General features: G+C 37.9%; 21 protein-coding genes, 1 tRNA gene and 1 pseudogene. 11 read left to right on the top strand and 12 right to left on the bottom strand.

The genetic code is table 11. The annotated features are described in order from the left end of the window. The first annotated feature begins 45 nt into the window (after positions 1-45). Complete coding sequence (locus tag MMAH_RS05300; RefSeq protein WP_013037511.1) at positions 46-783, top strand: redoxin domain-containing protein; 738 nt, start codon at positions 46-48, stop codon at positions 781-783. Between the two features lie 433 nt (positions 784-1216). On the opposite strand, the gene MMAH_RS05295 is transcribed toward MMAH_RS05300, so the two are convergent. Continuing rightward, positions 1217-1648 (bottom strand): phosphate-starvation-inducible PsiE family protein, encoded by a 432-nt coding sequence (locus tag MMAH_RS05295; protein ID WP_013037510.1) that lies wholly within the window; start codon positions 1646-1648, stop codon positions 1217-1219. A gap of 467 nt (positions 1649-2115) precedes the next feature. Between MMAH_RS05295 and MMAH_RS05290 the strand changes: the two genes are divergently transcribed. Further along, positions 2116-3096, top strand: a complete 981-nt coding sequence (locus tag MMAH_RS05290; protein ID WP_013037509.1) for an arsenic resistance protein — start codon at positions 2116-2118, stop codon at positions 3094-3096. 527 nt (positions 3097-3623) lie between these two features. Then, positions 3624-6680 carry an ATP-dependent helicase gene (locus MMAH_RS05285; protein ID WP_013037508.1) on the top strand — a complete coding sequence of 1019 codons (3057 nt, stop codon included), beginning with the start codon at positions 3624-3626 and terminating at the stop codon, positions 6678-6680. 195 nt (positions 6681-6875) lie between these two features. On the opposite strand, the gene MMAH_RS05280 is transcribed toward MMAH_RS05285, so the two are convergent. After that, positions 6876-7199 (bottom strand): thermonuclease family protein, encoded by a 324-nt coding sequence (locus tag MMAH_RS05280; RefSeq protein ID WP_013037507.1) that lies wholly within the window; start codon positions 7197-7199, stop codon positions 6876-6878. 244 nt (positions 7200-7443) lie between these two features. On the opposite strand from MMAH_RS05280, the gene MMAH_RS05275 reads away from it, so the two are divergent. The 3 genes from MMAH_RS05275 to MMAH_RS05265 all read left to right on the top strand — a co-directional run bounded on the left by MMAH_RS05275 (position 7444) and on the right by MMAH_RS05265 (position 10982). Further along, positions 7444-9501, top strand: a complete 2058-nt coding sequence (locus MMAH_RS05275) for an ATP-dependent nuclease (protein ID WP_013037506.1) — start codon at positions 7444-7446, stop codon at positions 9499-9501. A gap of 197 nt (positions 9502-9698) precedes the next feature. Next, on the top strand, positions 9699-10184 hold the full coding sequence (locus tag MMAH_RS05270) for a hypothetical protein (protein ID WP_013037505.1): 486 nt from the start codon (positions 9699-9701) through the stop codon (positions 10182-10184). Continuing rightward, positions 10185-10982, top strand: coding sequence for a hypothetical protein (locus MMAH_RS05265; RefSeq protein WP_013037504.1), 798 nt, complete (start codon positions 10185-10187; stop codon positions 10980-10982). An 86-nt stretch (positions 10983-11068) separates the two neighbouring features. Here the strand turns inward: MMAH_RS05265 and MMAH_RS05260 are convergent, their stop codons facing one another. The 6 genes from MMAH_RS05260 to MMAH_RS05235 form a co-directional block, all read right to left on the bottom strand. After that, positions 11069-13966 (bottom strand): type I restriction endonuclease subunit R, encoded by a 2898-nt coding sequence (locus tag MMAH_RS05260; RefSeq protein WP_013037503.1) that lies wholly within the window; start codon positions 13964-13966, stop codon positions 11069-11071. Next, a complete protein-coding gene (locus MMAH_RS05255; protein ID WP_013037502.1) occupies positions 13956-15200 on the bottom strand; it encodes a restriction endonuclease subunit S in 1245 nt (414 codons plus the stop codon). Before MMAH_RS05255 ends, MMAH_RS05260 begins: the two co-directional genes overlap by 11 nt. Then, positions 15193-16692: a type I restriction-modification system subunit M gene (locus MMAH_RS05250; RefSeq protein ID WP_013037501.1), complete on the bottom strand. Its 1500-nt coding sequence runs from the start codon at positions 16690-16692 to the stop codon at positions 15193-15195. The genes MMAH_RS05255 and MMAH_RS05250 overlap by 8 nt, the downstream gene beginning before the upstream one ends. Then, complete coding sequence (locus tag MMAH_RS05245) at positions 16689-18173, bottom strand: type I restriction-modification system subunit M (protein WP_013037500.1); 1485 nt, start codon at positions 18171-18173, stop codon at positions 16689-16691. The genes MMAH_RS05250 and MMAH_RS05245 overlap by 4 nt, the downstream gene beginning before the upstream one ends. A 583-nt stretch (positions 18174-18756) precedes the next feature. Further along, positions 18757-19134 (bottom strand): DUF2283 domain-containing protein, encoded by a 378-nt coding sequence (locus tag MMAH_RS05240; protein ID WP_013037499.1) that lies wholly within the window; start codon positions 19132-19134, stop codon positions 18757-18759. Positions 19135-19198: 64 nt separating this feature from the next. After that, positions 19199-19684 (bottom strand): Csac_0668 family 2Fe-2S cluster-binding (seleno)protein, encoded by a 486-nt coding sequence (locus MMAH_RS05235; RefSeq protein WP_013037498.1) that lies wholly within the window; start codon positions 19682-19684, stop codon positions 19199-19201. 205 nt (positions 19685-19889) lie between these two features. Here MMAH_RS05235 and MMAH_RS10620 point away from each other — a divergent pair, with 205 nt between their 5' ends. From MMAH_RS10620 to MMAH_RS05220, 3 genes are all read left to right on the top strand, one after another. Continuing rightward, the gene (locus MMAH_RS10620) at positions 19890-20090 is read left to right on the top strand and encodes a hypothetical protein (RefSeq protein ID WP_048902131.1); all 201 of its coding nucleotides are present in this window, start codon (positions 19890-19892) and stop codon (positions 20088-20090) included. 100 nt (positions 20091-20190) lie between these two features. Further along, a complete protein-coding gene (locus tag MMAH_RS05225; protein WP_048902130.1) occupies positions 20191-20523 on the top strand; it encodes a hypothetical protein in 333 nt (110 codons plus the stop codon). A 36-nt stretch (positions 20524-20559) separates the two neighbouring features. Continuing rightward, positions 20560-21273, top strand: a complete 714-nt coding sequence (locus MMAH_RS05220) for a hypothetical protein (protein WP_048902129.1) — start codon at positions 20560-20562, stop codon at positions 21271-21273. Positions 21274-21372: 99 nt separating this feature from the next. Here MMAH_RS05220 and MMAH_RS05215 read toward each other — a convergent pair. Beyond that, positions 21373-21457 (bottom strand) — tRNA-Leu (locus tag MMAH_RS05215). A gap of 101 nt (positions 21458-21558) precedes the next feature. Here MMAH_RS05215 and MMAH_RS05210 point away from each other — a divergent pair. Then, positions 21559-22320 carry an MBL fold metallo-hydrolase gene (locus tag MMAH_RS05210; protein ID WP_013037497.1) on the top strand — a complete coding sequence of 254 codons (762 nt, stop codon included), beginning with the start codon at positions 21559-21561 and terminating at the stop codon, positions 22318-22320. Positions 22321-22322: 2 nt separating this feature from the next. Here the strand turns inward: MMAH_RS05210 and MMAH_RS05205 are convergent, their stop codons facing one another. The 3 genes and pseudogenes from MMAH_RS05205 to tnpA form a co-directional block, all read right to left on the bottom strand. Beyond that, complete coding sequence (locus MMAH_RS05205; protein ID WP_013037496.1) at positions 22323-22973, bottom strand: metallophosphoesterase family protein; 651 nt, start codon at positions 22971-22973, stop codon at positions 22323-22325. Positions 22974-22982: 9 nt separating this feature from the next. Further along, positions 22983-23741: a TIGR00266 family protein gene (locus tag MMAH_RS05200; protein ID WP_013037495.1), complete on the bottom strand. Its 759-nt coding sequence runs from the start codon at positions 23739-23741 to the stop codon at positions 22983-22985. 94 nt (positions 23742-23835) lie between these two features. Further along, positions 23836-24048 (bottom strand): annotated as a pseudogene (tnpA, locus tag MMAH_RS10335) (IS200/IS605 family transposase); the annotation flags it as partial. 174 nt (positions 24049-24222) lie between these two features. Between tnpA and trmY the strand changes: the two are divergent. Further along, on the top strand, positions 24223-24825 hold the full coding sequence (trmY, locus tag MMAH_RS05195) for a tRNA (pseudouridine(54)-N(1))-methyltransferase TrmY (RefSeq protein WP_013037494.1): 603 nt from the start codon (positions 24223-24225) through the stop codon (positions 24823-24825). Positions 24826-24830 lie beyond the last annotated feature (5 nt).

Genomic DNA, 24830 nt, shown 5'->3' with positions numbered 1-24830 from the left:
GAATGATCAGACAAATGGGGTGTTATTGTGGAACAAAATGAATATATGACTATCAGAATTCCAATGATGGGGGAAATTGCTCCTTCTTTCAGGGCCCGTACCACACATGGGGAAGTGAATTTTCCAAAAGATTATGAAGGTAGATGGGTAATTTTTTTCAGCCACCCTGCAGATTTTACGCCTGTATGTACCACTGAATTTATCATGTTTGCAAAGATGCAGGCAGAATTGAGGCAGCTAAATACCGAACTTCTTGGCCTGTCAGTTGACAGTGTACAATCACACATTTCCTGGTTACGCTCTATAAAGGAAAAGGTGGAATTCAATGATATCTCGGGCATAGATGTGGAATTTCCTATAGTAGAAGACCAGGGGTTGTCAATAGTAAAAAAATATGGGATGCTCCAGCCTTCTGAGAACAAAAGGTATATGAGATATATTCAGGACATTCAGGACATTCGGGCGAACAAGGCAACTGATGAAAACGAAATCATAAATACCCAACCGGTTAGGGGAATATTCATAATCGACCCGGAGTCACGCATCCGCTATATGGCCTTTTATCCAATTTCCAATGGCAGAAACCTTGATGAAATAAAACGTATCCTTCAGGCAATCCAGAAAACAGATTCGGAAAAAGTAGATACTCCTGTTAACTGGAATCCCGGTGATGATGTCATAGTACCTACTCCTCTTTCCTATGAAGATGCAAAGAAGCGTATGGAAGATAAGGAATTGAAATGTTCCGATTGGTACATTTGCCTTAAGAAAGATAAAACCTGATTTTTGAGCAGTATAATGTTGCTATGATATACTATTCTTTTGGATTCGGGATTTATAGCCGCATATAAGAACCATTACTCGCTTCCAATCTGTACTTTTGTCTCATCAACTACTATTGTTTCTGGTAATTTACCATCATAAGACTGTACGCACCAGCTGAATTTCTGTACCCAGTAATGTATTCCCCGTAGCTCATCGGTTAACCAAGATATGCTAATAGTTCGGAAGTTTTCCTCAAACTCAGTCCGTGCTGGTACACAAGTATGGATAGTGCTATGGCTTTTAGGTCCTACTCTTCCTTTGCACGAAAGATTTAATGTCTACCGGCATTAAATCCAATAATGCATCCAGTTCCATTTTTCATCCCCTTTAAATAGTGGATGAAAAACCTATTTATTTCTTGACTGAACAGTGTCCAGTGTCGCAATCAGTATTAGTTATTTTTGCCGTCAGTATTAGGATATTTTACAGATAATAGTCGTATTATACCTAATACAAGTAGTAATATTGATAAACTTAAAATAAATTCATATTCGATTCGACTTACATAAACGCCCACTGCTATTTCACGCATAACTATCAAAATAGTAGCATCTGTTATGTATACAAGTCTGATTCGTTTATGTTCGCGATAATCAACGAAAGTCTTGAAAAGGTCAATAAGGATAAAAATTGTAAGAACGCCAACAACTACATCGATGAAACTTATATGGATAAAATTGCCGCCAAGAATTTCATATGTGATATATCCAACATTATAGATAAGATTTAACAATCCCACAATTATTGCTATTAACAGTATATAAAGAATGGAAAAAGTGACATATCTTATAACTGTATCAAATACTTGATCATGATTAATCATTTTTTACTCGCCCAAATTAGACTATTAGTAATTGGAACGATATGTATATAACACGTTTGCTTTAAAAATATCGATGTAAATCGCGGAAAAGGAATTGGAAAAATTGTTTGCCCTTGTGAATAAAAAAAACCAAACGAAATGGGTGCAAAAAAATTGTATATTTCTGCACATTCGTTACAAGAAACCCATGCCTTTTGCGGACCTCCGGGCTGTGTCGAAGTGATGGAGTATACTGACAACCTGATTGCCAGGCCCATCATATCGGTTTTTCATAAAGTAAATCATTCACTATAAAATAGTGGATTTCCTCCCCCTTATACTCCATACCCTGTAATGAAGACATAGAACGTTAAGTAACGTTTAAGTCATTTGGAGGAATATTTTCTGTAACAGTGTGAACAGATTTGATAATCGGTCCTTTCCTGTCATCGAGAACAAATTAACTGTATAATTTATAGGGGAACAAAATGGTCAATATTGAAAAATATCAATCTTTCTTCATATTAGGCTCTGTTATTGCCGGATTAATTCTGGGGCAAAACACTACTGTCCGAAATTACGCAGCCTCTTTTATTGTTCCTTTTCTGATGATTATGCTGTATGGGATATTTTTACAGGTTCCTCTTAACCAACTGAGAAATTCTTTTAAAAATTGGAAGTTTGCGAGTGTCAGTGGCGGTATTAATTTCATTTTCAATCCACTGCTGGCATTTGTCCTCGGTTTTATCTTTTTAAGAGATGTGCCTGCTCTTTGGATAGGTTTCATTATGTTGATGGTTACTCCATGTACAGACTGGTATCTGCTTTTCACAGGAATTGCACGTGGCAATGTGCCACTTTCTGCGTCTATTCTCCCGATGAATCTGATTCTCCAGTTAATATTGCTGCCGGTATATCTGCTGATCTTTGCCGGAACAATCGCAACAATTGATATTGGCATATTGTTTGAAAGTGTGCTTCTTGTGCTTTTTGTTCCTTTCCTTATGTCCCCTATTACAAAAAAGACCATTCCAATACTAAAAGGCGAATACTGGCTTGAGAAAAGGATTTTTCCTAAACTTGATCATTTGCAGTTCTCTTTTCTAAACCTTGCAATAATATCCATGTTTGCTTCACAGGGTGAACAACTGGTTCAGAATCCACTGATATTATTGAAACTCATCCTCCCTGTTCTGTTATTCTTTGTTATCGTATTTATTACAGGGCAAATTGTCGGTAGATATCTCAATTTTTCTTATCAGGATACTGCCAGTTTGAACCTGACCACGCTTGCACGTAACTCCCCTATAGTGCTGGCGATTGCATTAACTGCATTTCCAGAAGAGCCTTTTATTGCATTGGCCCTTGTAATAGGTCCGTTGATTGAATTGCCTGTTCTTGGAATTATATCCCATGCATTACTTTGGATCAGGAAAGTGTCCTTAAAAGAAAGTGACGATTCCATATAAATATGTGAACAAAAAGTAGAACAAACCATTCATTCACTTCTGTTTCCGAAAGAATTTGGTGTTTGTGAATCCTGTCTATAAGAGTGAAAGGGATAATTCAGAGGAGTTGAGGTAGAAGGTCCTTTACATGTCTTATTCTGAATGGAAGAAGGTGGGTTTTTTAAGAATACTTTGCACGATTATGAAGCGTAGATCCAAGATTGATAAACCGTTTAGTTTGAATAAACATCTATAGGATAGACTCAATCAATGGGGGGCAATTGGTTGGGGAGAATGATCGCTGCTCGGATGGAGTACTTTATGATTTTTCCTCGAAAAACATTTCTGGTTTTTCAGTATGTATTGGAATAAGGTTTTCTGCACCCATTTCTTTAATCATTTCTCTGATATATTGACAAACATGACATACTATCAATACTGACTCAATAATATTGCAACACCTCAGTCACTCAAAAAAATAACAAAACTTATACAAAATGAATATAATCATTTGCTATATAATAAAATTGTAAATGGGGTACTAAAAATTGGGAGATATTAAACTCAATCCTTCACAATCACAAGCAGTTGATTATACAGACGGGCCACTTCTCATACTCGCAGGTCCTGGCTCTGGCAAAACTTTGACCATTACGGAAAAGGTCGTAAATATTGTGGATGAAGGCTTTTCTCCTGACCGGATACTTGCTTTAACCTTCTCTGAAAAGGCTGCAGGGGAGATGGAGGAGAGAATTGAAAACCGTATTGGAGAATCCAGCGGAATTACGGTATCCACCTTTCATTCCTACTGCAATGACCTGCTCAAGGAGTTCTCCCTGTATGCTGGCATCAATCAGGGTACCAGACTTATCTCACAGGAACATTCGCATGTCTGGGGGATAAACAATATCGATTCTTTTGGTTTTGAGAATATTGCGATCCCCAACAGGCCCTATGATCTCATTACAAGTTTGCTGGAAGGCGTTTCGCAGTTACATGATCATCTGGTGGGTCCGCAGGAGTTGCAGGAGTATGTCAAACGAAAGCTGGATGAAAACATTGATGAACAAGAAAGGGATGATCTGCTCAAACTTGCCGATCTTGCCAGGTTCTATTCACATTACCAGGAGTACAAACGGGATCATAATTTCATGGATTACGATGACATGATCTCAATGGTATGTCGCCTGCTCGAAAGCAATGAAGTTGTTCGCAATCAGATCCGAAACAGATATGATTACGTTTTGGTAGATGAATTCCAGGATACAAATTATGCCCAGCTCTATCTTATCAATCTAATTGCCGATGGCACCAACCTGACCTGTGTGGCCGATGATGACCAGTGCATCTACAGATTCAGGGGTGCCTATCTTTCCAATATCAAACAACTGCAGGATTACTATGCATCCCTTGAAAAAATACCCCTGGATCGCAATTACCGGTCCAGCTCACAGATAGTACAATTATCCCAGCAATTGATCGCAACAAACCCGGAAAGGGAAGATAAGACGCTGCATTCCCACAATGGGGATGGAGAGAAAATAAAGGTGGTAAAAACCCCTGATGACACCAGTGAGGCCAATTGGGTTGCAGACGAGATTCAGCGGCTGATTGAAGAAGAGAATATTGCGCCTGATGAGATATTTGTTCTTACCCGGAAACGTGCTGACGGGAAAAAGTACAGTGATGCATTGAAAGGCAAAATGATCCCTGTGGAATATGTGGGCAACCTGCAGCTTAAAAATTATCCCATTGTACAGGAAGCCCTGGCCTACATGCATATTGTCGCTGATCCTTTCAATAATGGAATTGCTTTTGCCAGGATATTGGCAAGGGAAGGAGTAAGTGAGCACGACCTCCAGAAGATCAATACAATGGCAAAAAAACTCAGCCGGGAGACTGAACTGGAAGGAGATGGCATATATTCTGTGCTGCAACACTATCTTGATGATGTGCCAATAATACAAAAGGCACTTGTCAAGTCCATCCTTACCCGGCTCAATGAACTCATCGATTACAGGAAGAATCATCTTCCCTCTGATACTGTTAAATATCTGTTATCTGAGAAAACGGATCTTTACAAATCGCAGTTGCTTGCAGATACCTTTACTTCCAGAAGGAATATTCATATACTCAATTCCCTGACCAGTATGGTGGAAGATCTGGAACTTGTGGATGGAGGTTCTGAATTTGCCAGGGCCGTTGAATATCTGGAACTTGTCTTCAACCTGGATATCGGGGATGAGGAAACCAGTGAGGAAAATACTGTCAAGGTCATGACTATCCACCAGTCCAAGGGTAAGGAAGCAAAGGTTGTTTTTGTCTGCGATCTGGCTGACCGGCATCTGCCCCTGAGATTCACCAAAAAGCAATTCAGAGTTCCCCGGGAACTTGAGAAAGGTGTGCAGAGGGATGTGGAGGATAAGATCCTGCACCTGGAGGAAGAGCGCAGGCTGGCCTATGTAGCCATGACGCGGGCCAGGGAAAAACTGTATCTCACATTTCCTGAAAAATATGCAGGTAACAAACGGGGTGTCAAACCCAGTGAGTTTGTAACACAGTTAGATTATGAATCAAATCCCCTGATTGAATACATTGAAACTGACAGATTGCAGGATACTGAAACTGTTGTCACAGAATCTCCATTGAAAAAGAAACAGGATGAATATCTCAGGCTTATGAATATGTATGCCGGCCAGGGCCAGATGAAGCAGGCACTGGAGTCACTGGTGGTGCTTACCCAGTTAAAAGAGATAGAGGATAAAGGCAATCTGGCTGTTTTTAATATTGAAGACTTTTTGAAGACTACACCCAGGGATATAGAGGAGCTGGAGGCACTGGTCAATGAAGAAATGCCACCTCTTGTAGATTCTGATATGCGTTTTTCAGCTTCTAAGGTCAGGCAATACATGGAATGTCCCCTGAAGTTCAAGTATAGCAATGTACTGAATATACCGATTCCACAAAAGACATTCTTCCAGACAGGAACTGATGTGCATTCTGTGTTTGAACAACTCTCCAGGTACAGGATGCAGGGCAAATCCATTGATATGGAACTTGCCAATCGTATCCTGGATGAAACGTGGGATGGTTCTGTTTTTGATTCGCAGACCCACGAGCAGCAGGAACTTGACCGAGTCAGGCAAATGCTGGAATACTGGTTTGAGTTTGAGAAAAGTAATGTCAATGAAACGATTGCTGTGGAGGAAAAGTTCAATCTGAAACTTGACGGAGCACAGTTTGGAGGAGTGATAGACCGCATCGACCAAACTCCTGAGGGCGAGTATATTGTTATCGATTACAAGACCAGCAAAAGTCCATTGAGCAAGAACAAAATGCCAGAGGATGTACAACTTGCCCTGTACTGTCAGGCTGTCAGGGAGAGGTATGGAAAGTATCCGGTCAAAGCAGGGCTGATGTATGTCAATCCGAACATTCGGGACCTCAGATTAATGGATGTGAACCAATCACAGATCAATTCAGTACTTGATGGTGTCAGGGAGATTGTGGCAGACATCAAAGCCGAGGATTTTGAGATCAGGGAAGAGCCGAACTGTTATTTCTGTGATTATAAGGGGATTTGTGAATGGTACAACCATCAATGAAGAGAAATGCATGAATCTAAATGATAACATCTTGGTGGAAATAAGAGGAAAGGGTTTCTACAGAGCCCAAATCTCATGCTGATAAAACGGGTAAAAATCAAGGATTCAAATCCCGTGCACAATCCGCATCTTCAAAGAATAAGAAATGAATGAAATTCTTCCTTTCATTTATTTTATACGGTTCCCAATAAACATTTATCTGCCTTTTGATTTGTAACCTTTCTTTCGCATTCTTTCATTTATTGAACCATCTTTATTTTTGACTTCAGCAACAATTCGATTATAACTTCCTTTTGTTGAAGTGGGCTTGTATTGTATTTTCTTTTTACATTTATTAACCATTCCTCTTAATACATTAGTCGATTTGTTTCCACCTTTTTGATAAGTTTCAGGAGATCGAACTTTACTAAGTCTTATTCTGTCGCCGTTCGTCATTTCGAGAGTGTCACCATCTATGCATTTTTTTACTGTTCCTGATTTCCATCCGGTTCTTTTCTTTTTTCTTGAGTTTGCTTTCATAGTTTCACCATTGTTTCGTTTGGAAGATTATTTGATGTTACTTACTATTTAGATTATTTTTGTGGTATATAAATTAAGTTGATGCGTACTGAAAGTATTCTTTTTCATCTGTATATAAATAAATATGTGATGCAGATAACATATAGTATCGTTCCTCTACATCAACTGCATAGGTTTTTAGGAATATCTTGGTTTAAATTGAAAAGGTTTATTAAAATGTAGTGAGTACGATTGATAAAAATTGATGATTGTCTGGGGTGTTGACTTGTACTTATCAAAAATCCACATTGAAAATTATAGATCAATAAAGGAATTAGATTTAGATTTTAAAAAAGGAAAAAATGTAATTGTTGGAAAAAACAATTCAGGTAAAAGCAATATCATTAAAGCTATTGATTTGCTTCTTGGAGAAAAATCTCCTACATGGAATAAATCTAATAATATTACAGATAATGATTTCTTTGAAGGAAATACAGATGAAGACATATTCATTTGGTGTGAAATTATTAAAAATGATGAAGAACATGTAGATCTATCTAACTTTAAAGGAGCTTTTTTTAAAATAAAGAATAAAAGAGGAAATCATGTGAAAACTAATATTGATTTCAATGACAAAAATTCTTTTTTATATTACATGTCAGAAGATTTTGCTGCAGAACTGAATAAGGGATATGAGTCAAAATATAAAAAAGAATGGATCGGAGATAAGCCATATTGTATCAGAAGTTGTGAAGAAGAGTTGGAAAATTATGGCCATTTTGCATTTGCCTTTTTCTGTAAAAAAGATGAAGATGGAAATTATGTTAAAGAGATGACTTTTTTTTATAAACAAACAAACGAATCAGATTGGTATGTTTGCATGAATGCCAATTTAAGAAATACTTTCTTGCAAAGTGCGATCGTTCCATCATTTAGAGATCCAAAAAGCCAGTTGAGAATTGCAAATTATACATGGTATGGAAAGTTATTAAAGGAATGTATCCCGAATGAAAATCCAGAATTAGATTATGCGTTTGAATGTGTAAAAGAAGCTTCAAATAAGGTATTTGGAGATTTGCAAAATCGAATCTGTTCAGGGAATACGCAAATAGCATTTCCAAATACAACCATCAGCTTTCAATTTAATCCTGACACCCGACAGGATATATACAAAAGTACATTGATATACGTAAATGATGGATTTAACACCAAGTTGGAAGATAAAGGTTCAGGTATTCAAAGTTCGGTGATAATATCCCTTTTTGATTACTATGTGAGAAATGTGGCACATACAAATGGTTCACTATTGGCAATTGAGGAACCTGAACTTTATTTACATCCTCATGGTAGAAGAGTAATTTCTGATAAGTTAGATCATTTTTTAGATGATAATAAGAATCAGGTCATAATTACTACTCATTCACCAGAGTTCGTTTGTACTCCTGATGATAGTATCAACCTAATTGTTGTCAAAAAAGATGGTAACAAAAGTGTCGCCACGAATTTCTATTTTGATGATATAAAATCAAAACAAATTCTTATAAAAAAGCAAAATTCAGAGATGTTTTTTGCTGATGCAGTCATTCTTGTTGAAGGTGCTGACAAATATATTTTAGAATATATAGCAAGAGAAATTGGGCAACGTCTTGAATGTGAAGATGGTAAACTTGGTAAAAATTGGATGAATGAATATAATGTATCTGTTATAAGTTGTGGCGGCAAACATGAATTCTGGAAGTATGCCAATGTACTGAAATCTATAAATATACCATATTTAGTTATAAGTGATTTTGATTTTTTCAGAGATGGATTGGATACTTATTTTAATAAAACTGGCTTTGTTGAACAAAAAGAAAAGCTAGGTGAATTAAAGTCTCAGGTAATTGAAACAATAAGAAATGAAGATGAAATTAAGAATATTCCTAATATATGCGAGGAAATAATAAATGATATTTCATCTGAAAATCTGGATAATGCAAAAAAACGATCTAAAGAAATATTTGACATTATTAAGAAAAACAATGGTACATATAAAAGATTGGATGATATCAAAAATGAAAGTGTGAAAAAGGAAATTGAACAATATCTTGTTAAATTAAGAGAACTAAATATATTCATATTGACCGGGGAATTAGAGCACTTTTATACAACTGAACCTCGTAAATCAAAAGAACAAGGTGTCCTTGAAATAATTAAAAAATGTGAGGATAAATATATTAGTGAATTTGTAGATGTTGAAGAATTCAAAGAAGCTTTGATTGTTTTCTTGGAATCATGTTTACAATTAAACTTGAAAGAAGAAAGTGATGTTCATGAAATGTGAATTTACTAAGATAATAAATTTACTTTTTCCTGAAAATGTAACAAAATGTATATTATGTTGCATTGGGAACTTTGAAGTATATCATTAATAAAGTGTATAACCCTATATAATATGAGAAAAATTTATACTTTTAATGTTTCTTTTGAGTAGAGTAATATATAAATTAAGATCACAATTAACCTTTAGGCAGAAAAATAATGTTAACAAAAAATGATTTCCCTGAAAGAGAAGAGTTCCCTATTGAGCTTCAGGACTTTTACCTTTCTCCTCCAATTTCAATAAATGATTTCAATCAAGAATTTAGTTTTATTTGTTTACTTGTGAATGAGAATGAAATAAATAATCAAAAAAATGGATTATTTTCATCTTACAGGGGAAAGAGACCAGATCAAATACATTATTCTGTGGGAATTGGATTAATAGAAGAAAAGTCAATCAATTATGGAACTCATGAAGTCGAAAGTAAATTGAAAGAGTTTAAACGTTATTTTGAAACAAAATTCAATGAAAATAAATATTGCCAGGTTAATTATTGTATATTATCTGCACCAAAAATTTCTCAGAAAATAGCAAGGGAATTAAAAAGAGATAGAAATAAAAACGATTTATTGATCTATAAGCATAATGAGAAGCCATTTAAAATCGGAAATTCTCCAGTTTATTTTGTGGAAAGGGATAAATAAATGCTTTCAATAAAATTCAGGAATAAAAAAATTCCTTTGAAAACTAAAATTGAAATTGTTAATTCTATTTTTGAGTTTATTGATGTTTGCAACAAGAAAGAAGTTTATTACTCAGAATATACATTTGTAAAAGTTGAAGAATCTGAAGTAATAAATTGGATTGATGATTTATTAGAAAATGATATACTTGAGAACCTCAACAATAATTATTTTGTAACAATGGTTGCTGAAGCGCCTTATGGTATCATTCGTGCAGAAATAATTCCCCAAAAAGCGAGAAAAGGTATATCCAATTGTTCACACATCGATATTAATTTGGAGTCTGATTATGACTTCTACGAAATTCTTTATGATAACAACAAAATCAGCACTCTAATTAATTTTTTAGATAGAAAACAAGATATAATTAGTGAATTTTACTTTTTTGACTTAAGTGCAAGTCCTGATTGTTATACAGATATTCAAAATCGAAAATTCACTAAATTTTACGATGAGGTTGATTTTGCCAATTTATTGTTACAAGAAAATAAATACAATTCAAAAGTAGAAGAAAAAACAACAAAGGCAATCGGATATAATTTTACTGAACAAATTTTCCAAGAGGAACACCAACCAGTGATTCAAAGTTTGATAAACAGTAATAATTTCGATGTCACTTGTGCTTCTGGAAGCTTTATGATTTACGGAGAAGATACTTCAGAATTTCTAGACTTAATACGTGGAAAGTTAAATGAATATATAACAAGAATCAATGAAAGAAATGTTTATAGAACAGAATTTGATAAATTATTTGATTAACCAATTTGAAGTCTACCTAACTAATTGAGTAAAAGGATTATTTAAAGAGGGATACATCTCATTACGAATCAGCAACGTTTATCCTTTCAATAATGCTCCCTGATATACTCATAAGCCCTATCAAATAATTCCTGTTCCTTATGCAATTTGTACTTCAACAAAGTCTGACGTAAAGCTTTCTGAATTTCCCTTTCCCCTGTAGTTGTCCATTGCCAGCCATCAAACCTGGTGTATTTGACAACATTATCGATATCATTGACAATTTTTTCCACAATTACAGGCGTTGTTTCAACTTTGCATTCCAGGAATAGTTTGGTAAGAGATTCTTTTGTATCATCCACAGGTTCAGCTTCAGTTTCTCTTTCCAGTTGAACGGTTTCCCGGGCGATTTCAAGGAGTTTCTTTAAGAAATCAATGCTATTAATGGTGTTTTGATAATGCATTTCTTTCAATTTTTCAAGCCTTTCACCAAGTTCCTGGAATCGGGGGTCATCGACATGAACATGCAATTTCCATTCAATCTTGACTGCAAGTTTTTTGGCCTTGTCTTTTGCATCCTTTTCATTTAGATGTTCCAGGATACTTGCATCCATAATGAGGGTTTCAAGGTCGTCCCTGATTGTCTGAACAGTGACGTTTTCATGAATTAATTTCAGAGTTTTGCCACCGAGGGCATGCCAGATGAGTTTTCCATTTCCACTTGGCGGTTTTATTGATTCATACACTTGAGTTAGCCATTTGTAATTATCTTCATATTCATTCAGGAATGGGTCCGGGGATAGCGCTTCCCAGTGTCTGGCCAGATAGGAATAATCCGCAGCGAAGCGGTCTCTTTCTTCATCAGTTCTCAAACAGTCCTGAGCTGCAAGTAGGCCTTCGTAACCATCGATTTCCCTGTCAACATTCGGGAAATGGCTGAGACATCTTTCAATTGCAATTGGTAATTCCTGTTTCAACAGGTCAATATTGGAAATGACGGTTTGCATTTCTTCCACATCAAAATTCAGGGCCTCTGCAACATTGTCGAATATACCCAGATAATCAACAACCAATCCATGATCCTTATTTGGGTAAGGCCTGTTTACACGGCAAATTGCCTGCAAAAGAGTGTGGTCTTTCATTGGTTTGTCCAGGTACATCACTTCATTGATTGGTGCATCAAAACCGGTCAATAATTTGGAAGTGACAATCAGCAGTTTTAGTGGGTCATTGACATCCCGGAAGCGGTCCAGTAATTTTTCCTGTTCATCATCTGTTAAAGCATACATTTCATGCCATTCTTTAGGATCACCTTTGCGCAAGGTCATTACAACTGCCGATTCTTCCGGGTCCATGTATTTGTCAATTTCCTGTTTGTACAGATGACATGCTTCACGGTCCCAAACAACTACCTGTCCTTTGAAATCATTCGGCTCCACATGTTTTTTGTAATGACTAACAATATCCTGGCAGACTTTACTTATGCGGTCAGGAGCCTTGGTTAAAATTCCAAATTTACCGGCATGGTCGGATAATTCGGCTTTATCTCCATATTCCAGTTTATTTTCCTGGGCCATCCAATCAAATGAACTGTCAATTATGTTTTTGTTAATATGCAGTTCAACAGGCCTTGGTTCAAAATAGATTGGTAGTGTAGCTTTGTCTTTTACGGATTGTTCGAAGGAGTATCGGTTAAGATAACCGTTTTCATCTTCTTCCGCACCAAATGCCCAGAAGGTGTTCCTGTCTCTGGTATTGATGGGTGTCCCGGTCAGGCCAAAAAGGAATGCGTTGGGCAGGCCATCCCGCATTTTTTTACCCAGATCTCCTTCCTGCGTTCTGTGGGCCTCGTCAACAAGTACGATAATGTTTTCCCTTTCGTTGAGAACTCCGTCTGCTTCACCGAATTTATGGATGGTTGTAATGATTACCTTTCTTGTATCCTGTTGCAAGAGTGTCTGTAATTCCTCTCTTGAATCGGCAATAACCACATTGGGTACGTTTGAAGCATTGAAGGTTGCACTTATCTGGGAGTTCAGGTCAATTCGATCTACCACCACAACTACAGTGGGATTTCGAAGATGTGGATTATGGCGAAGCTGCATTGCTGCATAAACCATTAGCAGGGATTTTCCTGAACCCTGAAAATGCCAGATTAAACCTTTTTTTACCCGACCATCAATTACTCTTTTTACAATCTGTTTTGAGGCCTCATATTGTTGGTAACGACAGAGGATTTTGATTTGCTGGCCGCCTTTGGAGGTGCTATACAAGGTAAAATCTTTCAGTAATTCAAGAACAATTTCCGGTTTGAGCATCCTGCGAATGGAGTTTTTGACTTCTTCCAGCTGTTCAAAGACATCATCTTTTGTATTTCTCCAGGGTTGCCATTTTTCAATCGGCAATTTGATTGAGCCAACACGATAGGTTTTTCCTTCGGTGGCAAAACAAAAGACATTGGGTACAAAAAGTTCCGGTATGGATTTTTGATATTCTTCCAGCTGAATTGCCCCGTCCACCCAGGATATTGCGGGCCTGACCGGAGTTTTTGCCTCCCCTACAACTAGGGGAATACCGTTTACCAGCAAAACAAGGTCTGGACGTCTTTCCTGGCCGGATTTGAAAGTGTACTGGGTTGTTACAATGAAATCATTATTGTCAATATTTTCATAATCTATCAATTTAACAGATACATGATCCCCGTTTTCCCCGAAAGGCATGGTTTTTTCATTGCGCAGCCACTCGGCAAATTCTTCATTTGCCCTCACAAGTCCCATTCCTCTGGAACTCTGGATAATAGCCCGGAGTTTATACAAAACTTCATTTGCACGCCCGGGATCTTCAGCAATTGCAGGATTCAATTTGACCAATGAATTTACTAGGTACTGTTCAACCAGAACCTCGGATTCTTCTCTGGGAAGTGTGTCTGCCGGGACAAAATCCCACCTCATCTCTGCCACAAGATCTCGAACTAAATTTTCGACTGAATTGGCCTCATTGAACATTTTCCAGTACCCCCTCTGGAATTCTTATTTTACCTGATAGGAACTCGTTGGTGAGTTTCTTTTTCAATGTATTAGTTTTTTCCAACTGTTTATTATAATCAGACAAAACCTTTTCGAATAAACCTAATTTCTCTACAATTAATTTTTGTTCATCAATTGGTGGAATCGCTGCATCAACAATATCAAAATTATTTTTGGTGATACTGTTAAATGTAGAACCATAAGCATTATGCTTTAGTTGTTCAATATTAAAAAGGAGAGAATAATATAAAAAATCATCAATAACATCCCCTTTTCCAATTAATCCATAGCAAGATTGATTAAAAGCCATTTCTTTATTTAATTGGCACACTAACCCCACAGTACCACGAGCAGAAATAATTAGACTTTTTTTGGGTAATATTTTAGTAGAACTATTATCCAAACCTTCTTTTGTAATTGTTTTTTTTGTTGAACTTATATATCTAGAGTTAGAATCGAAATCTTCTACTGATATCCAAGGTATATTTCCATTCCAGTAAGAAGTAACTGAAGTCTTTGGTGTACCCCCACCTATAATATTCATGATATCTGATAACTTAGATAGTTTCCAATTTTCAGGGATACGTCCAAGTTCAGTTTCTTTGAACTTTTTATGCCCGATGCCTTTAGTCAATAATTGGTTTATCATTATTTTTTTATATTGTTTATTTTTTTTAATTAATTTCTCATTCTTCTCAATATTATCTTCCATAGACCATAATATTTCAGCCATCTTCTTCTGTTCTTCAATTGGAGGTAACAATAGATTGTAATTTGCAATATCTTTCCAATTCAAAAAGGGATTAGTAGAACCATGAGCTGAGTTTGTAGTATGTTTCACAAAGGCTTCTGTTTGGATAATGAATGGAAGAAGTGATTGTAATAGCTTGGATTCATCAGCTTGTAATACATATGTAGTATTTGAGCAAATTCCTTCAAAATCTACCATCCCTCCTTTGCGTAAACGTGGGTTACGGGATACATACAAAACATGACCCGGTTTGAATCGCATATGGAAAGCAGATCCGATTACGTCTTCATTACCTTTTATGGGATTGGATTTCGTAACACGTATTGCACCTTCATCAAAATGCTCCCCGCCAATATACCGTTCAAAATGCCATGCACTTCTATCTTGGAATTTGTCGCTTACTTTTCCAACGACATCTCCAAATTTTACAATTTCCCACCCGTTTGGTATTTTTTCATCCATTGTCTATGACCTCCTTCAAGGCCACTTTTAATTCATCCGTAGATTGTTTTACTTTTTCACTATTTTTCATCCAATCGTCAACATATTGTTCTAAAGGAGTATCCAAAAGAACTCTATCAATGTAAGGGTTATTGTCCACATACATACGTATGTTTAAATTGTAATCTTTGTCTCGAATTTCTTCTATGTCCACTGCATTTGCAAATTTTTCTATCGATTTAAAATCCGAATACGCAGCATGGATCTTATCAATATGTTCACTTTCCAATTTTGCCTGTGTCGTGTTAATGGAGATTTCATCTTTTGCATCGATAAACAAAATTTTATTTTTTCGATTTTCTGGCTTGTTTTTGTTACAAATTACGATGCAGGACTTCATAGATGAATTATAAAACAGATTTTTTCCAAGCCCGATGACACATTCAATAAGGTCATTTTCTATAATTTCTTTTCTCATTTTCTTTTCATTATTTCTTTCCAATACTCCATGAGGATATAGTATCGCACATCTGCCAGTATCTTCTTTCATGGATGCAATGATGTGTTGGAAAAATGCATAATCAGCACAACCCTGTGGAGGTGTGCCATAGGTATTCCTGTTCCATGAATCGTGTATCCAGCCATCCCTATTCCATTTCTTTATTGAGTAGGGAGGATTGGCAATTACGATATCAAATTTTTTAACCCGGTCATCTTCCACAAAAGCAGGATTTGATAAAGTATCACCCCTTATGACATAGAAATCTTCGAACCCATGCAGGAACATATTCATTCTTGCAATAGCAGAAGTTATGATATTGATTTCCTGACCGTATAATTTGATATTTCGATATTCCTGCCCCTTTTCTTTGGCAAGCAGAGCCGCATTGAGCAACATTCCTCCGGAACCACATGTGGGATCATAAATGCTTTCACCGGATTTGGGATCCACAATTAAACTCATCAGTCTTACAACTGTTCGGTTGGTGTAGAATTCAGCCGCTGTATGACCACTATCATCGGCGAATTTCTTAATCAGATATTCATAACCGCTACCAAATTCGTCCTGTGGTACATTTGTAATAGAAAGGTTGACGGTTGAGAAATGTTCAATAAGGTCAATCAGGATATTATCACTGAGTCTGTTCTTATTGGTCCAGTTCGCATCTCCGAAAATACCAGTAAGTTTGTCAGGATTGGCTTTCTCAATATCATCCATTGCAGTTTTGATCGCCTGTCCCACATTTATGGAAACATTCCTGACATCGTTCCAGTGAGCACCGGCTGGAACCTGGAACCTGTGGTTCTCTGCAAACTCAGCATACTCCTGATCTCCGCCGGACTCTTCAAGGGCCTGCTGGTATTCCTCATCATACACATCCGAAATCCGTTTGAAAAACATCAGTGGGAATATTATACTCTTATATTCTCCGGGATCAATGACACCCCGAAGCAGTGTTGCTGCACCCCAGAGATACTGTTCCAATTGCTGCTGGGAAATTGGTTCACTCATAATACACCCACCTCTTTCAGTAATGATTTCATTTTTTCTTCAGATTCAAGGAATTCATCATAGGCCTGATTCAGTTCCTGGAAAGTTTCTTCCAGGTCAATTTCCTCGACAACAAGTTTTTTCCTGACATAGCGGGAAATGTTAAGATTAAATTCGTTTTCCTCAATCTCCTTAATATCTACCAGTTTACTGATATCCTCAACATCCTCATATTTCTCATACCAGTCAAGGACATTATCAGCATGTTCCTGAAGGAAGAAATTCTGGTTGCGTCCCTTCTGGAATTGCTCCGAAGCATCGATAAAAAGGACCTTGTTTTTCCTTGATTCATCTTTTCTGGCCCTGAAAACAAGAATGCATGCACTAATTCCTGTACCATAAAACAGATTCGGACCAAGACCAATCACTGCTTCAAGCATATCGTTTTCAATCAGTTTTTTCCTGATTTTACCTTCCGCTGCCCCTCTGAACAAAGCACCATGAGGAAGTACAATTGCCATTCTTCCGGTAACCGGGGCCATAGAAGAAATCATGTGCTGCACCCAGGCATAATCCCCATTACTTTTGGGCGGGGTTCCTGCGATATTCCTGCCAAAAGGATCATGAGACCAGTGCTCTTGTCCCCAATTTTTCAGAGAAAACGGTGGATTGGCAATAACTATATCAAACTGGGAAAGTTGGTCGCCTTCATGGAATGAAGGATTTCTTAGCGTATCACCCCTGATAATTTGAAAATCCTGAATTCCATGTAAAAACAGATTTATTCTTGCAATGGATGAAGTCGTGAGATTCTTTTCCTGTCCATAAAGTTTCAGGGTCCTCTCATCTCCACCACTACTATTTACATAGTGGACCGCTTCCAGTAACATACCACCGGAACCACATGCAGGATCATATATGGATTCCTTTTCCTGTGGTTTGAGAATATTGCCCATTAAATGCACAACTGTTCTTGGGGTATAGAATTCTCCAGCTTTGCGATTGGTCAGATCTGCAAATTTTTTAATTAAGTATTCATAAGCCTGGCCCAGCATGTCAGGTTCGACATATGATTTGGAAAGATTCTTACTCGAAAAATGGTTTATCAGGTCATTGAGAAGTTCATCGGATAATCGTTCCTTGTTACCCCAATTGACATCTCCGAATATCTCGTATAATTTATCCTGGTTCGCTTTCTCAATCTCCCGGAACGCATGTTGGAGTGCCTGTCCAACATTGGTAGATGTATCCTTAACGTCATTCCAGTGTGCCCCTTCAGGAATTATATAATCATGCAATTCAGGGAATGATGCATATTCTTCATCCCCGCCGGACTCATCCAGAGCTTGACGATATTCTTCATCATAAACATCTGAGATCCTTTTAAAGAACAGTAAAGGGAAGATGTACGCCTTGAAATCAGAGGCATCCACAGGTCCTCTTAAAATATTAGCCGCATCCCACAAATATTGTTCCAACTCTGAAAGAGAAATCTTTCCCATTTAGTATATCTCCATTAATCTAACGTTTTTGTACTTACCCAGGCATAGATGGATTAAATGGGTATGCATTTGTTATTGATAACTTCGATAGAATAGAAACCCTACATTTATAAATTTAACCAAATTGATTAAATTTTATCTAGATAGACTTGTGGAGATGCCAGTTTATTTTTGCAATACTGATTGTTTTATTCAGTCATAGAGGTTGCTATCGTAAAAAAGAAAAAATTCTAAATAAAAAGAATAAAAGAAAGAAGTTCAATGTCATAAGACATCGCACACTTATTTATTCAGTTCTTTTTTGCTAATCCTGTTCATTTTTTTGTATTGCAAGTAACTTTATTTTTGATTTCCTTCATAATGGTATGTAAAATAAACTATCGTACAAAAGATCGAAGATAACTATATTCCAAGTGATTAGTGCGATGCTAGTGAGGTATCCGAACCCTCGAAATCCTTCCAAAACAGATCTTAAGTGAAGTGAGAAAAATAAAAGGCAAAGTTGGGTCGGGTGGATTCAGCAGTTCGGGTTTCTCAGGTGCTATATTTTTGACCGAAACACTAAGTGAAATTTAAGTAAAAATTATGCCAGTGCCAGGGTGGTTGACCCCGGGGACAAATTCATCTCGTTGTTACCTGTAACGGAAACGGTCTTTGCAACGGGATGATTCCTTTTTACAAAAGTCATTTTCAGATTGAGAGTAAGTTTACTGTCTTCCACTTCAAAATTTACATTTAGTTCAACAGGTTCACGCATCTCATATTTACTAATATTGAATTTCCTGGATGCATCAAGTATCTCAATCCCGACAAACTTGTTATTTTCGTCCACGTCAAGGATGATGTCATCTAACATCAATGAGGATTTGTATTTGCGGTCCCGAGGATAAATGTACATACTGTCATTTAGCCAATCGTAATCAAAATGACTATGTTCATAATGAACTACATCGCCGCTCATTTACTTTATCCTCCTTTCGACTTCCTGTGGAAAACATGTCACCAATGAAATATTTTAAATTATATTAATCAATTAATGCTCTATCTATAATTCCCTGTATTGTATGATGGCAACATTTGCCTGAAGGATTATTTATCTGGCAATTTGGATTAGTCATTGCTCCTGTGATTTCTAAAACTTCTTTCATATTAGTTGCCTTATCATTAATCACAGCGTTTATAACTTGTTCTTCTGTTACTTTACTACAATAACAGGCATATTTCGAGTTTGCACCTTTTTTAAACCATATTGGTACTTTTACATCACTTTTTTCGAATTTAACTCTGAAATCATTGTTATAATAAGAAATCTTGCAATCTTCATTCATACATAAATAATAGTCAAAATTACCTATATTTTCTAACAGGTCATCATATATCATATGTCTTACAGTAATATTTTTTACAAAACTACCTGAAACGTTACAAACTGGACAGGGATTAACATTGTCCTTAATATCGGTTTTTAAATTTGTTTCACATGGTATGACATTAAGGTTAATTCCGTTCATTCCTGTGTGTCTCCTTTTGTACCTGTCATTATCATTATTCCTACATCTCCAGCTTTTCCTTAATATTAGTATTAGAGTAAATGGCTTATCAATTTTAGCATTCTGTTTCATGTAATACAAATTATCCTTAGAGAACTATCCGGAGCATAAGTTTGAGGGTGATATTGGAGCTCTTGAGAGGAAGCATATTGATATTGATGGGTTTGTGTATATTGGCAAAGAGGCTAATGATATTGATGAACAGGAGCTGGATGTTGTAAAGCCTCAAAAGTTCATTGATGAGGAAGAAGTCAGACAATACATTCTTGGTTTGACTCCTGAAGAGGCAAGAATGATTGGAATTAAACATAGGAGTGCGTTGGCTTATTTGAAGAAAAAGAGCAAAGGAAGGAGAGTTGAATTTTAAGGCAAGGAATGTGAGAAAAATTATTAGAAACTATGAAAATTGTTGATATGAAATATACGTTTGGAATAATTATATATTTATTCTACACTTTTTATTACATATGGGATTAACACCGTTTTTAAAACAAAAAAATGCAAAAATTTTATTCTCAAATGCCTTTGAAAAACCAAAAAGAAAATTAGTAGGCGACATCAGAGCACCAGTTATATCTTCTAAACATTGTTTACTTGGTACGGCATTTGATTATTTACTGAAAGCGCATTTAATGTATCACAACAAAAATTCCATTCTTGAAAATTGCATTGCAAAAGAATCTCTTAATATAATGGAAATTCAAAGAAACAATAGTGAATTACATATCTATAATGCTGTTTCAGATGAAATCTATGAAAAGGCAAAAAATAATTTCAATTTTGCAGTAAAAGTATATTAGGAATTTTTAGATACTGGTATTCTTACATCCGATTTGTTGATAAGTTCTATTTTACTTGCACATTTAGATGAATACTATCATTCAGCGAATAGGTATAAAAAAAATCCATTTTTAAAAATTGATCCTAAAGATATCCAAGACTTAAATAATTTAATAAATGCTGTTGATTTTAATCAATTTAAAGCTGAATCACACTGTTTGTTAAGTCCTAGATTTAATGATGCATCTAAACTCCTTGGTGGTGCTGAAGCAGATATTGTTATCGACAACAAAATAATTGATATAAAAACGAGCCGAAATTTATCGATTACAAAAGATATGTTCAATCAGATTATGGCTTACTACATTCTCGGTAGACTCGGTGGAATTGGCGAAGAAAAAATAGATGGAGCAACAATTGAACAAGTTGGGTTCTACTTTGCAAGGTATGGAATTTTATGCTTATTTGATGTAAAAGAAACCATAAATTACAAAATGCTTCCTGAAGCTCAAATCATGACAAATATCAATTTCAAAAAGATATCTGATGAAATGAAAGAAGAAATTATTGAGTCCGAAATATTACCCAATTTTATGCCTAAGTTTGAAAACACTGTAAAAGAATATATTTTCAATCTGTGTAACCCTTCTTGGATTGATAATATACCGGGTGTTTTTGTTGATACAGAGCAGACAAAAAAATGGAAAAAAGAGAGGCATGAAAAAAGTTGGTCTAGAAGGTTAGAACAACTTGATTTGAAATTTCATTAATGCATATTTCAGACAAACTTCGAGAATAAATTTGAATGGCATCTGGTTAAAATTTTTGCGTACAAAAAAAATAGAGTTACCTATATCCCAAAAAAGCGATGCGAGGGGAGGGATTCGAACCCTCGAATTCCTTCGAAACCGGATCTTAAGTCCGGCGCCTTTGACCGGGCTGGGCAACCCTCGCAGGAAGATGTTTTAGAATTAGCCTTTGCCGGTGGTTGAATGAATGAGCTTTATAAAGCCATTCGGAATCCATAATTAGAGTTAAGTTACTTAAACCTTATTATGGTAAGCATGAAAATACAATTCCTTGGTAGCGGTGTGGCAATCCCCTGGCCCGGCAGGGTGCAGTCCGGGATTGCGGTTGAGACCGAGAACGGCCGTTTATTACTATTTGACTGCGGGGCCGGTGTGCTACAACGCCTCTTTGAAAGCGGGCGTGATCCCCGGGATGTTGATGCAATCATCCTGACCCATCTCCACCTGGACCATGTGGCCGATGTCCTGCCCCTGCTCAAGAGCCGCTGGTTGTGCGAGAAAAGCGATTGCGTCATCTACGGGCCACATGGTACCAGGGACTGGCTGGACGGCCTGATCGGGCTGTATCCCTATTTACAGGGCAGGTTTGACCTCTGTGTCACCGAACTTACACCCGGCCGGCAAATTACACTTGACGGTAGTGATTGTCGGCTCAGCTGTGCTGCAGGAGTGCACAGTGTACCCTCCCTGGGTTACAGGCTCGAGGATGGAGGGAAAATAATGGTATATGCCGGGGATACCCAGCCCTGCGACTCCCTCATGGAACTGGCACAGGGGGCCGATGTTCTCATCCATGAATGTTCGTTTCCCCTGGGGTTTGATGTTGACTGCCACACAACACCGGAAATGCTGGAGCCCTATCTCGACAAGCTTGATGTCGGCAAACTCTACCTGACCCATCTTTACCCGCAAATGCAGGGCCGTGAACAGGAAGCACTGGAATATCTGCGCAGCCGGTTCAAAGGTGAGGTGCATATCGCCTCGGACCTGCTGGAAATCGACCCCTGAGATCAGACCTGCAGCATCTCGATATCCAGTTTGCCTGACTTCTCATCCAGATCAATAAGAGCGGCCGATCCTTCCGAAGCCATACCCGTGTTCACGACAGTTGTACCTTCCACTTCCATGACCCCTTTATCCTCATGGATATGGCCACAGACGATCAGGTCCACCTTGCCCAGCATATCGGCTACGGCCTTACAGCCCACATTGCCGGCTTCGATGCGATCCAGCGTGCAGTAAGGGGGTGAATGGGACAGCAGCACCAGGTAATCGCCCTTCTGTCTTCCTTCAGCAGCCAGTTTGTCCAGGGTTGCTGCAATTTCCTCTTCCTCGATTTCATAGGGAGTTTTGAAGGGTGTGGGGTTGGATCCGCCCATCCCTATGAAAGCCACATTTCCCATGGTCCACAAACGGCCGTGGAGATTTATGGCCTTTGACTCATCCAGAAGATTGCAGATACTCTGCAGGTCGCAATTGCCCGGAATGGCCAGGGTTGTTTTGTCAAACATCCCCATCATCTCCAGGGCCTGCTCATCCGGCCCGAAGTTGGTAATATCTCCTGCAACCAGTATCAGATCCACATCCCCTGCCCTCTCAAGTATGGCAGGGATGCGTGTATAATTTCCGTGTGCATCGGACATTGCAAGTATGCGCATCATTGTTACTCCTTAGAATTTCTTATCGCCGCCGAGAATGCCGCTCAAACCGCCGCCTTCGCCCCTGTTTCTCTCTGGGCCAAGACCCGTTGCAGCTGCAATCCTGTCAGCCAGCCTGGAAAATGGCAGGCTCTGCAGGTACACCGTACCGGGGCCTGATACTGTAGCAAGGACCACTCCTTCTCCTCCAAACAATGCATTCCTAAATCCGCCTATCAATTTTATGTCATAGTTCACAGATTCAGAAAAAGCCACAAGACAGCCGGTATCCACACGCATGGTCTCTCCTGCATCCAGTTCTTTTTTGATTATCGTTCCACCGGCATGCACAAAAGCCAAACCGTCCCCTTCAAGTCGCTGGAGGATGAAACCTTCTCCTCCAAATAGGCCGGCACCGATTTTCTTGGAAAATGCAATACCCACCTCTATACCTTTGGCAGCACAAAGGAAAGCATCTTTCTGGCACAGGAAACTTCCACCCACTTCTGTCAGGTCTATAGGAATGATCTTGCCCGGGTAAGGTGCACCAAATGCGACCCTTTCCTTGCCGTCGCCCTCATTGGTAAAGGAAGTGATGAAGAAACTCTCACCGGTAACCATTCTCTTGAGTCCCTTGAAAAGTCCACCCCCGGTTGATGTCTGCATTTTGATGTCCTGACCCATATACATCATGGCTCCGGCCTCTGCCCTTACACTTTCGGAAGGGTCAAGTTCGATCTCTACAAGCTGCATGTCATTCCCAATAATATCATAATCGATTTCGTCTGCCATTTGTGTGACTCCTGTTGGATTTACAATAATTTAATCTTCCTTTAAATTTATCGAGACATAGTAAGAATACCACCGTTTTTAAACGGCGGATGAATTACGCTCCTCTATTGTTATTACCATCTATGTATTTGTTGATCGTTTCAGCAGATACTTGACCATGTGTTCCTCTGTAGTAACTTGGAGACCACAAATGTTTTCCCCAAAATTCTTTATTTCTCAGTTCAGGGAATTTTTGAAATGCTCTTTTTGTAGTTACGCCTTTCATAATTTTGACAATATCTGTAGGTGCTATGAATGGCGGTGCTGTAGGGACTACAGTTTAAGCCTGTGGAATTGAGTCGCTGGATTCAATAATGAAGCAGGAAGCCACCCTATTCATAGGGTGGTAGTTCACAAACTTGTTGTATTAGCGAAATACATAATCAAATTTAAATAGTACTGAATATTTTATCGGCATCAGAAACTAAAAGGATAACATATCATGAAACATTTTCTCATTATTGCCCATAAGGCTCATACAGCCGATGATTTTTCCCTGAATGACCTGCCTGGTTCTGCCGGCAGGATGGATATACTGTGCAGGTGTGTAAATTCAGCCCTTTTTCTCTCCCATGACTTGCGCCGGGATGTACAGGTCCACCTGTTGCTTCTGGGAGAACCCGACCCGGGCAGGCTTATAAAATTCGATGGTGAGACTGTACGTTACCTGAATCCGGATGAAAGAAGCAGCGGCTCCCTGATCAAAAAGGCACTCGATAAGGATTCTTCTGACTTTGAGGTCCGTTCCACTCCTGGTGTCACCGTGCGTGATGCAAACCTATCCTCCATTCTTTCAGAATTCAAATCCCGGGGTTGCTCCCTTTATTACCTGCTTGAAGACGGAAAGGAAATCCGTGAAGAAACCCTTCCCAAAGGGGACATGGTCTTTATCTTGGGTGATCACAATGGTGTTACTGAAGAAGAAGAGGCCCAGATAGAAAAAGCCGGTGCAATAAAACTTAATATAGGTCCGATATCGCTCCATTCAGACCATTGCATTACAATTTTGCACAACGAACTTGACCGCAGGGAAAAAGAATATTAACCTTT

This window comes from Methanohalophilus mahii DSM 5219 (genome assembly GCF_000025865.1).
Classification (GTDB): domain Archaea; phylum Halobacteriota; class Methanosarcinia; order Methanosarcinales; family Methanosarcinaceae; genus Methanohalophilus; species Methanohalophilus mahii.
The sequence above is the reverse complement of the archived record's forward strand: the minus strand, read 5'-3'. Positions and strand labels throughout refer to the sequence as shown.